The sequence below is a fragment of the Paenibacillus sp. V4I5 genome (assembly GCF_030817255.1).
GTDB lineage: Bacteria > Bacillota > Bacilli > Paenibacillales > NBRC-103111 > Paenibacillus_E.
Map to the genome: position 1 here is coordinate 2,822,349 of NZ_JAUSZB010000002.1, position 12,833 is coordinate 2,835,181.

9 protein-coding genes are annotated in these 12,833 nt (G+C 45.1%); 2 read left to right on the top strand and 7 right to left on the bottom strand.

Going from position 1 to position 12,833, the window contains the following annotated elements:
* The first annotated feature begins 20 nt into the window (after positions 1–20).
* Positions 21–602, top strand: coding sequence for a 5'-deoxynucleotidase (yfbR, locus tag QFZ78_RS14805; RefSeq protein WP_307548590.1), 582 nt, complete (start codon positions 21–23; stop codon positions 600–602).
* Between the two features lie 106 nt (positions 603–708).
* Here the strand turns inward: yfbR and QFZ78_RS14810 are convergent, their stop codons facing one another.
* The 6 genes from QFZ78_RS14810 to citZ form a co-directional block, all read right to left on the bottom strand.
* Positions 709–1,143, bottom strand: a complete 435-nt coding sequence (locus QFZ78_RS14810; RefSeq protein ID WP_307548591.1) for a hypothetical protein — start codon at positions 1,141–1,143, stop codon at positions 709–711.
* A 242-nt stretch (positions 1,144–1,385) separates the two neighbouring features.
* Positions 1,386–2,960, bottom strand: coding sequence for a DNA-binding protein (locus tag QFZ78_RS14815; RefSeq protein ID WP_307548593.1), 1,575 nt, complete (start codon positions 2,958–2,960; stop codon positions 1,386–1,388).
* A 236-nt stretch (positions 2,961–3,196) separates the two neighbouring features.
* Positions 3,197–4,489 (bottom strand): group II intron reverse transcriptase/maturase, encoded by a 1,293-nt coding sequence (ltrA, locus tag QFZ78_RS14820; protein WP_307548595.1) that lies wholly within the window; start codon positions 4,487–4,489, stop codon positions 3,197–3,199.
* 588 nt (positions 4,490–5,077) lie between these two features.
* Complete coding sequence (gene mdh / locus QFZ78_RS14825) at positions 5,078–6,019, bottom strand: malate dehydrogenase (protein ID WP_307548597.1); 942 nt, start codon at positions 6,017–6,019, stop codon at positions 5,078–5,080.
* A 52-nt stretch (positions 6,020–6,071) separates the two neighbouring features.
* On the bottom strand, positions 6,072–7,370 hold the full coding sequence (gene icd / locus QFZ78_RS14830) for an NADP-dependent isocitrate dehydrogenase (RefSeq protein WP_307548598.1): 1,299 nt from the start codon (positions 7,368–7,370) through the stop codon (positions 6,072–6,074).
* A 350-nt stretch (positions 7,371–7,720) separates the two neighbouring features.
* Positions 7,721–8,833, bottom strand: a complete 1,113-nt coding sequence (gene citZ, locus QFZ78_RS14835) for a citrate synthase (RefSeq protein WP_307548599.1) — start codon at positions 8,831–8,833, stop codon at positions 7,721–7,723.
* Between the two features lie 301 nt (positions 8,834–9,134).
* Between citZ and QFZ78_RS14840 the strand changes: the two genes are divergently transcribed.
* Complete coding sequence (locus tag QFZ78_RS14840; RefSeq protein ID WP_307548600.1) at positions 9,135–10,670, top strand: Ppx/GppA phosphatase family protein; 1,536 nt, start codon at positions 9,135–9,137, stop codon at positions 10,668–10,670.
* On the opposite strand, the gene QFZ78_RS14845 is transcribed toward QFZ78_RS14840, so the two are convergent.
* Entirely contained in the window at positions 10,636–12,768 is a 2,133-nt protein-coding gene (locus QFZ78_RS14845; RefSeq protein WP_307548602.1) for an RNA degradosome polyphosphate kinase, read from the bottom strand. The genes QFZ78_RS14840 and QFZ78_RS14845 overlap by 35 nt on opposite strands.
* Positions 12,769–12,833: the final 65 nt, after the last annotated feature.

The window sequence follows — 12,833 nt, forward strand, 5'->3', positions numbered from 1 at the left end:
AGAACGAGAGGAGTTAACCGATGAATCATCATTTTTTCGCTTACTTATATCGACTAAAATATATAGATCGCTGGAGTCTCATGTGGAACATGCGCAGAGAAAACGTAGCAGAGCATTCCTTCTATGTCTCGACGATTGCACATATGTTATGCACCATTGCCAACGAAGTATATGGACGGAATGTTCCGACCGACCGCGTGGTATCCATTGCTTTGTTCCACGACGCTTCGGAAGTACTAACGGGGGATATCCCCCAACCTGTGAAGCATAACAATGAGCAAATACGGCGGAACTTCCGTGAAATCGAAGATGTTGCAGTCGAACGGCTTATTCAAACCATTCCACCGGAAATCAGCAGCATCTACCGTAAGTTAATTCAAGATCCTGACCCTGAGCTCTACCGCTGGGTGAAAGCCGCCGACTTGCTCGAAGCTTATATCAAATGCTTAACTGAGCTCTCTACTGGCAATCGTGAATTCGTCGTCGCGAAGCAGCAAGTTCTGGAAAGTTTACAGAAAATGAACATGCCTGAAGTTGATTATTTCCTCGAACATATGAGCGCATCATTTGAGAAAACATTAGATGAAATAACATTGGATTAATCGACACACCTGAGAAACTCTCTAACCTGTTTCAGGCCCCGAAAAATGCAGAAAGAGCATGTCATCCAGAAGATGAACATGCTCTTTCTTTTCTGTTTCGTTAAACTTACGACAACAGCTGCGGATTCGTCATAATCAGTACAGCCACGATAACAGCGACGGCTGCAATCCAGCTGAATGTTTTAATTTTAGCGGCATCAGAAGCTGTGCTTTTACCTGCTTTGCTATTTGCAATCAGCTTTTTGATTCTACCACCGATCATACCTGTTATTGCTCCTACAATCAGAAGAAGAACAATGGAAGAGATCATCCATAGGACGGACGGCATCGGATCTACTTGACTGACCATTGCGCCACCTGTAAGGAAGGTAACAATCAGTGAAAATTGACCGATGCGATTGATCTTAGCTATTACGCCGACAAAACTCTCTTGGGCAGCACCAGACAAAGTTGCAGCGCGCCCCACTAAGAATGGGAACATGACATACGCACCAAGCAATAACGCACTAACGACATGTAAAAAAATCATAACTGGATACATTTGGACAACCTCCGCAATTTTATGTAATGGTTTTCTTAAGTATAACCGAACTTGAACAGTCCCGACAAGAAAGCGATCCCATGAATACCACTAATTCACTATATCTACACATAACTGTGACTAATTCTAGTAATCCCCTCATGAAAAGAAAAAATAACCCAACGAACTCGTCATGATAATGAGCGCGCAGGGTTATTTTCACTTTCTATTGAATCCATCAGATGGCCTGTTAGCTTAACTTTTTAAGGCAGTGGCTCAGCTGGAACGTTGGCAATGGTAACTGCCTTTGTAAATTTAGCAGTCGTGTTTTGCCTCAATCGCATATTAGCAGAACCCGTAACGCTCGGGTTAATTTGAATACTCACAATCTTCTCCGCATGACCGGTTGCGTCAGCTGTTAATGAGAAGCTCGTGCTGTAACCGTAGGTGGAAGGCCATGTCCCATTGCTATTTTGAACCTTAGCGACCTGGGTGCCTGAACTATTATAAATACCAATATTATAGCCGGATGTTGTTGAATTTGCTGCTAGCCCATTTAGAATAATCTTCACTTGAAAAACAGCCTGATTAGGCAATTGCGCTTGATGGACAAAAGCAAATGGATCTGTCGTATTCGTGGCGGAACTATATCCGTAAGATCCTACCTTAAATGTTGAAGGATCCCACCACTTATAACCAGCTGCAGGTGCTGCCCAAGGCTCGGCCTGCGGCTCAGTCGTATTAGCCGGCTGCTCCCATGAATAAAGTGTAGTTGCTGAATCCAATGTAAGGCCTGGCACTTGCGTTAAACTTGTATAACTTTCTTTGGTTGCCAACCAGTTCACCATATTTACTAAAAGAGCAGCATCATTCTGCTCTTGGAATCCCGCATACGTAGTTTTCGTACCGCCTGTCTCTTCCCTCTTATACTTTGGCGTTACATCTTCAACTGGTGAGGAATCGCCAATGAAACCGGCTTTGCCTGCACTCACTTTGGAAACTGCGACATAAGGACCTTCTGCTACACCTCCACCGTTGTATACCCCTTGATCCACAGCATTAGCCCACTTCGTCGTCGTTGCTGGCAGGTAAACAATACCTTTGGCTTTGTTCGGGTCTGTAACCGCCAAAGTCGAGCCTGCATGCATAGCGACCGTGGAGACACCACTCGTAATGTTAAAAGCCTGAGATGGGCTCACGATGTTATTCGCTGTAATATCACCTAAGGCGTTATAACGGAACTTCACACCGAAATTGGCCGACAACCAATCAGAGCTTGCAACACCCTGCATGGCTGCCGAAGCTGCTTCTGCTGTGCTCATACCCGCAGCTGGATTGGTCCACGCGCCGCGGCGAAAGCCATTGAATACTTCCGAAGCGTCCCAACGATTTTTATTACGATCTGCATTGTAATGATCACCAATGAAGAAGATGCTGCCGCCGCCTTGCACATACTGCAGCATGGCACTTTGTTCAGATGTCTTGTATGGAATGTTAGCCTCACCAACAACGAACACATCATACGCTGATAAATCAGTGAGTGTAATGGCTGTACTCTTACGCAGTTCTTTTACAAAATAGCCTGCATTTCCTAAAGCGTTAGCAAAATCAGAGAAAGCGCCGTCAATAACCCAATCAGCTGCACCTGCCGTTTGACCGTGCGTATTGTCGAACAGCACCTTTTTGCCATTCGCCGTTGTCGGCGTTATCGATGGCGCGGGGTCATTCGGACCTTCCGCAAAAGCTTGTGGAACAATGCCTAGTAATGATACGGATAATGCTGCGGTTAAACAGAGTCTTCTCCAATTTCTTGTTCCTAGCAAGCTTTTCTTCAACATCAAATCCCACCATCCCATGGATTTTTTAGCCAATTATGCTGGCCTATGCCTATCGTAGCATAGACCATTAGGCGGGAATAGTAGTTGGAAAACAATTTACAAAATTAACAAAAAATTGTGCATCGCCACAATAAAACTAGAGTAAAGGGCTGAATATTCAGCCCCTCCTCATCAAACCGTACATGAAGTTTTCCCTCATACGGCTTTCCGATGTTCTTCAATCATGAGCATGCGGATTACAACAATGTTTTAAGCCCCATTTGTCTGGCAATATATTTAACTTCTTGAAATGAACCTATCCATCTATTTCTTTGTCTTTTCTTAGCATACCAACGGGTTAACCTTTGCAGTATGTACCAGTCCAACTTCGCTAATTTCCTATGGCTGTAGGTCGTGTGGTAGTAATTTCTCCATCCTTGAATTTTAGGATTGAGCCATCCTACCTGTTCCTCAAAAGAGCGTGAACGTGAACTCGGTGGTGCAAGTCTTTCTTTAACCACTTCCCGTATGCGTTCTTCTGCCTTTTTCGTTAACCACTGTTGCGTTGTGAAATACACGTTGCCTTGGGATGTTTCTGCTTTTGTTTTCCGATGGTGCATGCCTAGAAAGTCGAATCCTTCGTCTCCTATCCACAAGCCTACTATGCGTGTTTTGGTGGGGTGTAAGGTGAGTTCTAAACGCTCCATAATTGTAACGATGAGTTTGTACGCATGGTCCGCTTCTTTCTTCGTCTTGCAAACTACAACCATGTCGTCTGCGTACCGTGTCAACTCACCTACTCCTTTTCCATGTTTCTCCCACATTTGGTCGAAGTAGTTGAGGTAGATATTTGCCAGTAACGGCGAGATGACGCCACCTTGTGGTATGCCTAAGTCGGAGCGTCTTACCGATCCTTCTTCCATAACTCCCGCTTGTAGCCACTTCCTAATTAACTTCAATATCCGCCTGTCATTGATGCGCATTTGCACCAGTTTCATTAGCTTGTCTTGGTTAATGTTGTCGAAGTAGCCTTGGATATCGATGTCGACCACCCAATTCCCTTTACGGTTGCAGGCTTTACGGATTCGGTCTAGTGCTCCCTTTGCACCACGTTTCGGGCGAAATCCGAAGGATGTTTCATGAAAATCCGCTTCAAAGATGGGTTCAATCATTAGTTTTGTTGCCATTTGTACGACTCGGTCTCGAACCGTCGGTATTCCGAGCGGTCTTTGTTTTCCATCCTTTTTAGGAATGTATCGACGTCTCACTGGATCAGGATGGTATGTACCTTCTTGTAGCTCACGCTGACATTCCTTGATGAACGAAATCTCCCCGTGCTTTTCGATGTCTGCAAGAGTAACGGCATCAATACCAGCCGCGCCTTTGTTAGCACGCACTCTTTTCCATGCTTCGCATAGAACGTCCCATCTGTGAACCTTGTCGTACAAGGAGTGGAACTTACGTTTCTTGTTTTCCTCGGCTGCATGACCTAGCTTTTCTCGGAGTTGTTGAACTTTTTCCTTTGGTGTCGTTAGCCGATTGGCATTCACTCACTCGTACCTCCTTAAAAAGCATAAACAAAGCAGGGCTCCTTCCCTCCCGAAGGTTATGTTGTCCTTCGGTTCTTTGGTACTATGAGCCCCTCGGACTCCCTTCCTACAGACGGCTCACTTCGCTTTTCGAGCTTATAGAGTGTCTCTTTACGGTTTCTAAAAAAAAAACGTGCAGGGTAGGGTCTCCCCAGTTCACTGCATTATCTTTCATACCATGCCGATCCCTTTACACCGGAGGATTCTTCACTGCTGTTCCAAGATCTACGCAGCTTCCTTGGCCTTCGTCTATGTTCACGAGACTCAGCTTCCTCTTGTCCCTCTTGCGAGGCCTCTTTGACGATGCGGCAGGATTCACTTGATGTTACGGCCTAGTATGTTGCTCGCCCTGCCTCTGACAAGTACTTTTGTCGATGCGCTTTTACGCACAGATTTCGCCATACGCAAGCATCCTAGCTACAAGGGTGGCTTGGTCCCTCCCGTGGTTGGACTTGCACCAACTAGATAATGCGTGCCTCTGGGCACGCTGAACAAAAAAAGAACCAACCACCTATTCGCATAGGTAATTGATCCTTCATCCAAAGCTTATTAACCTGTTACAACTTTGATTACGTTGCGAACAGAGTTTGCCGTTTTGTCCAAAGCTGTTTTCTCTTCCTCAGTCAGCTCGATGTCAAGAATTTTCTCGATACCGTTAGCACCAAGTACAGTTAGAACGCCCATGAACAGGTTGTCATAACCATATTCGCCTTCAAGAAGAGCGATGGTTGGGATGATACGTTTTTTATCTTTAAGGATTGCTTCTGTCATTTGCACAAGGGAAGCCGCTGGTGCGTAGTATGCACTACCGTTACCAAGTAGGTTAACGATTTCGCCGCCGCCAGTACGTGTACGTTGAACAATCGCTTCAATACGATCAGCTGGGATCAGCTTCTCGATTGGCACGCCGCCAGCGTATGTGTAACGAACGAGTGGAACCATGTCATCGCCGTGGCCACCGATAACAACCCCTTTAACATCCTCAACGGATACATTCAACTCTTGAGAGATGAACGTCAGATAACGAGCTGTATCGAGTACGCCGGATTGACCGATTACGCGGTTTTTCGGGAAGCCAAGTGCTTGGAATGCTACGTAAGTCATCGCATCAACTGGGTTACTTAAGATGATAACGATGGAATTAGGAGCTACTTCTCTCACGTTCTCACAAACGGATTTCACAATTCCTGCATTCGTGTTTACCAAATCGTCGCGGCTCATACCCGGTTTACGAGCGATACCTGCAGTGATGATGACGATATCGGAATTAGCAGCATCCGCATAGTTAGAAGTACCCGTGATTTGGCTATCGTATCCTTGTACCGGTCCTGCTTCGAGCATGTCGAGCGCTTTCCCTTTTGTAGGGTTTTCCAGTTGCGGGATGTCGAGAAGAACAACGTCACCTAGTTCTTTTTGAGCTAACATAAGAGCAGTTGTTGCTCCCGTGAAACCTGCGCCGACAACGGTAATTTTATTACGACGAATTGCCATTTGAGATGTACCTCCTAATAGTTTTTAGTAGATCAACTTTTCTCAAAAAAAATTAAGCCATGTTTTTGATGATTTCGTTCGCGAACTCGGAACATTTGATTTCTTTCGCGCCTTCCATCAAACGAGCAAAGTCATAAGTTACGGTTTTGTTATTGATGGATGTTTCCAAACCTTTGTAGATCAAGTCAGCCGCTTCCAACCAGCCAAGGTGCTCAAGCAGCATAACGCCAGATAGGATTACGGAACCTGGGTTAACTACGTCAAGACCAGCGTATTTAGGAGCTGTACCATGTGTTGCTTCGAAGATCGCGTGACCAGTCAAGTAGTTGATGTTTGCTCCTGGAGCGATACCGATACCGCCAACTTGTGCAGCAAGTGCATCAGACAGGTAGTCACCGTTCAAGTTCAATGTTGCGATTACGTCGAAGTCAGTTGGGCGAGTCAATACTTGTTGCAACGCGATGTCAGCAATTGCATCTTTTACGATGATTTTGCCAGCTGCTTCTGCATCTTTTTGAGCTTTGTTAGCTGCTTCTGCGCCTTCTGCTTCTTTAATGCGATCGTATTGTGCCCATGTAAATGTTTTGTCCGCATATTCACGCTCAGCAAGCTCATAACCCCAGTTTTTGAACGCGCCTTCTGTGAACTTCATGATGTTGCCTTTGTGTACCAAAGTTAGCGTTTTACGGCCATGTTTGATCGCGTACTCGATTGCAGCGCGTACCAAACGCTCAGTACCTTCGGAGGATACTGGCTTAACGCCGATTCCTGAAGTTTCTGGGAAGCGAATTTTGTTAACGCCCATTTCGTCTTGAAGGAACTTGATAACTTTCTTAACAGCGTCGGAACCAGCTTCCCACTCGATACCAGCGTAGATATCCTCTGTGTTTTCACGGAAGATCACCATGTCAACCAACTCAGGACGCTTAACTGGGGATGGAACACCATTGAAGTAACGAACTGGACGGGAACATACGTAAAGATCTAATTCTTGACGAAGTGCAACGTTCAGGGAACGAATACCGCCGCCGATTGGCGTTGTCAAAGGTCCTTTGATGGACACGATGTATTCGCGCATAGCTGTTAATGTATCGTTAGGTAACCAGCTGTTGTATTTGTTAAAAGCTTTCTCGCCGGCAAAAACTTCGTACCAAGCGATTTTTTTCTCGCCTTTGTATGCTTTCTCAACTGCAGCATCCAGAACGCGTACGGAAGCAGCCCAGATATCAGGACCTGTACCGTCACCTTCGATGTAAGGGATGATTGGGTTGTTAGGTACTTGCAGAACACCATTCTCGATGGTAATTTTTTGACCTTCTTTTGGTAGTTCGTAGGATTCGAATTGTGGCATGATAAGTTCCTCCTTAGATTTGTATAAAATTATTCGTGAACATGTGGCGCATTACGTTGCGTGCTTTTGGCAATGCCTTCCGACCGCTGTTATCATCCTGTCCAATTGAATTTCTTTTATGGTATGGACAGGATTCTAAAGGCGGACACTACGTTTCTTCAGGCACTGCCAAGCACTCCACTTAGCTACTAGGTGTAACGAGGCACTTTTAAAGCAAGTTTAACTCGTCACCGTAGAAGTATGTAGGTAAACACACAAAAAGTGACGGGAGTTGCGGTACGCCCAGGAAAGTCGAAGTCCCTGAAGCTGGGTACCGAACTGCCCGCACCTTGAGCCTGCATGTATGCCGATTAGCGAGCGCTAATTGGAATGTATTTTTGGTTAACCGGACCTGTGTACTCAGCACGAGGACGGATCAAACGGTTGTTTTCGTACTGCTCCAAGATGTGGGCAGCCCAACCTGATGTACGGCTGATCGCGAAGATCGGCGTGAACAAGTCGCGTGGGATTTCCAACGTCGTGTATACGGAAGCTGAGTAGAAATCAACGTTTGGTTTCAAGCCTTTGAGGCTGGTAACCAATTCGTCTGCTTTAATGGACATTTCGTACCATTTGAGATTGCCAGTTAGTTTACCAAGCTCATAGGACATTTTTTGCAAGTGTTTCGCACGCGGATCTCCATTTTTGTAAACACGGTGTCCAAAGCCCATGATTTTGTCTTTACGCTCTAATTTATCGTTGATGTAAGGAACTACGTTCTCTACAGTACCGATCTCTTCCAGCATCGCCATAACAGCTTCGTTCGCACCGCCGTGAAGAGGTCCTTTGAGCGTGCCGATCGCTGAAGTAATACCGGAGTAGATGTCTGTTAATGTAGCAACAGTAACGCGTGCAGCGAATGTTGAAGCATTCAGCTCATGGTCAGCGTGTAAAACTAATGCTTTGTCCAAAGCTTCGATAGCGATTTTATCTGGTTCGCTACCTGTTAGTTGGTACAAGAAGTTAGCAGCAACAGAAGCATATCCTGGGGAAGCTAAAGGTTCTTTACCTTCACGGATACGAGCGAAAGCTGCGATAATGCCAGGAATTTGTGCTTGCAGCTTGATCGCTTTACGCACATTGGATTCAGGGCTCAAATCGTTTGCTTCATCATCATACAGAGCAAGAGCCGATACTGCTGTACGAAGAGCAGCCATGGAATTAACATCTTTCGGGAATGCTTTGATCTGGTTGATTACCGCATCAGGCACCTTGCTGTAAGCGTTCAGGTCGCTTTGCAGTTTCTCAAGCTCAGTTTGGTTAGGCAATTTGCCGAACCAAAGCAAATAAATAACTTCTTCAAATGTCGCATTTTCTGCGAGGTCATCAATATCAATCCCGCGATACGTTAACACACCATCTACAATGGAGCTGATCGACGAGGTCGTGGCTACAATTCCTTCTAAACCTTTGGTTGCAGACATGGGAATCTCTCCTTAGCTACTCTATTAGCAAAAAATTGCTTTTTTCCTAACTTAATAATAAAGTATTTTGCTTAGTAAGTGAACAAAAGCAGACATAAAACTTCATTATCACTATCATAAAGAATCTTTTTGGCGGAAACCACCACTGTTATTGAGCCATTTCTTCAAAATACACGATACAAGTTTTTGTTAATTTCATCGAATTATGCAACCCTAGCAGCAAAAGTTTGTCGAGACGTGTTGTGATTGATACAATGTAGGCAAAGTAAAAGTGATTTTTCTCTGAAAAAGGAGCAAATACATGAGCAGCAGCACAAGTATCGGCATCATTGATATCGGATCCAACTCGATTCGACTCGTTATCTACGAAATTAATGCCTTTGGGGCATACCGTGTTGTCAGTGAGCATAAGGATTCGGCTAGACTCAGCGAGCGCATCGGTTCCGATGGCATTTTACATAGCAAAGATATTATTTCTATTGTCCCCATTCTATCCCACTACGCTCTGCTATGCAAAGTTCATGAAGTTCAGACCATAAGGGCTGTAGCAACGGCAGCCATACGTAACGCGGCCAATTCAGCTGAAATTGTGCGAATTCTCCAGGAACAGACCGGACTTCAAATTGAAGTATTGAGTGGAACTGAGGAAGCTCGATATGGCTATTTAGGCGTAATCAATACCATCGATATACGGGACGGCTTGATCATTGATATTGGCGGAGGAAGCACGGAAGTCACATTGCTTCGTAACCGGAAACTGCTGCACAGCGTTTCCTTTCCTTTCGGTGCGGTGAACACAACACGCCAATTTACGAAAAATGGGAATCTGGCCGAGCAGGAAATGGGCAATATTCGTCGGATGGTTGAAGATGCGATTTCGGCTCATCCTTGGATTGCCGGTTCTCCCAATCTGCCTATGATTGGTCTAGGCGGAACAATTCGAACCCTTGGCAAAATAAGCCAAAAACGCAGCAAATACTCGCTTCAGCTTGCCCACAATTATACGCTGAAACCAGGGGAGCTTCGTGATTTCCTCCTATTGTTAGCCGGCATGCCTTTGGAAAAACGAAAAAAAATAGATGGTCTCTCCAAAGAGCGTGCAGATATTATGGTTCCGGGACTAATCATCATGGACACCATATTCGAAGCAGCAGGTTCATCAGCGTGTATTATCAGCGGATCAGGACTTCGTGATGGCCTCTTCTATGAAACATTCGATCCTAAGCACCCAATCAAGGAGGATGTTCTAGAAGCAAGTATCAATAATTTACTTTTGCTCCATCCGAACGCCGCTGTGAAGCATGCCTCTCACGTAGATAAATTCGCCATGCAGCTTTATCATACGCTCACTGCTTCGCCCGAATCGGAAGATCGAAGCCAAAGATACTTGCATACCGCTGCCCTCTTGCATCGAATTGGAGCCAGCGTCCATTATTATCATTACCTCAAACATACACAATACATGATGACTGGGGTTCAAATCGACGGTCTCAGTCATCGAGAAATTATCATTTGCTCTTTCATTGCAACTTACAAAACAAAAAGCCGGACCCACCAACAAGTCCTAGCTTACAAGGATCTTTTGATGGAATCCGACGCGGCATTAATTGTAAAGTTAGGTACACTGCTTAAATTAGCAATGGCTTTGGATCAAAGTGAGACGCAGCCCGTTCAAGAGCTGCAAATAACGCAAACCGAATCGACCTTAACACTCAAGCTGTTATGTATCCACAACCCCATTATGGAGCTAAAGGAACTCGCGGCTATCAGCAAAGATTTCGAAAAAATCTGGGGGCTGAGGATTAAGACCCAAGCCGGAGTTTTTTCCAAGAAGTAATTTTCATCGCCTCGAACTGGCTCCGATAAGGGGTCAGTTCATTTTTTATGCGACTATACATCCCGTTAGGCATCAGCTCTCTAGCTTTGACGTTATCATGCAGGGTGACATTCAGAATTTGAATCATCACTTTCTTCATTTCCGGATCAAGAACCGGGCACATCAACTCAATACGACGTGTCAAATTACGTGTCATCCAGTCGGCTGAGGATAAATAAACATCAACTAATCCGCCATTTTCGAAATAATAAATGCGGGAATGCTCCAAGAAACGATCTACAATACTCCGAACCGTAATATTCTCGCTAATCCCAGGCACCCCTGGACGTAAGCAGCATACGCCGCGAATAATTAATTCAATCTTCACACCTGCTTGCGACGCCGCATACAAGGCATCTACCATCTCTTGATTGGATAATGAGTTCATTTTTGCAATAATTCGGGCTGGTCTGCCCGCTCTAGCGTGCTCAGCTTCACGTTCGATAAGCTCGAAGAGCTTATCCTTCAAATCCGTAGGAGCCACTGCGAATGACTGCCAATCATGAGGCGCAGAGTAGCCAGTAATTTCATTGAAAAGCGCGGAGGCATCCTCTCCAATCACACTATTTGAAGTGAATAGCCCTACGTCTGTGTAAAGACGGGCTGTGCTGTCGTTATAATTACCCGTTCCCACATGGACATATCGGCGGAGAGTCTGCTCTTCTTGTCTAACGACGAGTGTGATCTTGGCATGCGTTTTGAGCCCAACAAGTCCATAAACCACATGACAGCCTGACTTTTCAAGCATTCTTGCCCATGCAATATTCCGCTCTTCGTCGAATCTGGCTTTCAGCTCGACAACTACCGTAACCTGCTTCCCGGACTCCGCGGCTCGGGCTAACGCTTGAATAATCGGCGAGTTTCCACTCGCTCTATACAATGTCATTTTGATCGCGAGCACTTTCGGATCGTAGGCTGCATGGATGATGAAGTCCGTTACTGCGTCGAACGTTTCATAGGGATGATGTACCAATACATCCTTTTGCTTTAGAACCTCGAAGAAGTCAGTCGTATCCTCAAATTCCATGGGGTATTTGGCTGTAATACGCGGATAGCGAAGATTTTCATAGCCATTCAACGTACCGGCCAGCTTCATGAAGTAGGTGATGTCCAGCGGACCGTCAATTTCAAAAATTTGTTCTTCAATCTCGAACTCTTCCTGAAGCTGTGCTAGTGCATAAGGATGAATGCCCTCTTGTACTTCAAGTCGAACAGGAGAGCCCCAGCGTCTGCGCCTAAGCTCCTTCTCGATCTCCTCAAGCAGATCTTCCGCCCCTTCTTCATTCAGCGTTAAATCGGCGTTTCGGGTCACCCTGAACCCATGAACGGAAATCGGAATGTATCCACTGAAAAGCGATTCTATATGATGCTCGATCAATTCTTCAATAAGAATAAATTCTGTTTTTTTGCTATTTGGCCGTGTTGGCACGGGAATATAACGGGATAAATTGCTCGGTACTTGAACGATGGCAAAATAAGGCTCATCATCCGGATCATCCCCTTCTCGCACAAGCAAGACGGCTAAATAGACAGATTGATTATGTACAAGTGGAAATGGACGACTTTGATCCACAGCCATCGGCGTTAATACTGGAAAAATAATATCATGATAGTAAGCATCCATGGCTTTTTTCTGTGTCGTATTCAAATCTTCAAATTCCGTAAACACAATGCCTTCTTTGGTTAACAGTCTCGTTACTTCACGATACGTTTTGTACTGTTCTGTTACCATTTTGGCAGTACGCTTCATAATTCGTTTAATAAGGCCGGCAGGGGTGTAGCCTGTAAAGTCTTTCTTGGTATACCCAGCCTTGATTTGATCCTTCAGTCCTGCGACACGAACACTCATGAACTCATCAAGATTACTGGATACGATTGCCAGAAATTTCACACGCTCAAGCAGTGGAGTGCTCGCATCCTGTGCTTCCTCCAGAACACGCCAATTGAACTCGATCCAGCTTAAATCCCGATTTAAGTACTTGGTCGAAATCTCTTTGACTTCCTTGACTTCTTTGAGCTCTTTAACTTCCTTCAAATCAGGTTCGCGCGCAATACTCATAAAGCCTCCACTTATATTTTCATATGTTTTCTATCTGTGCCATTTATATCTTCATTGTACTATGC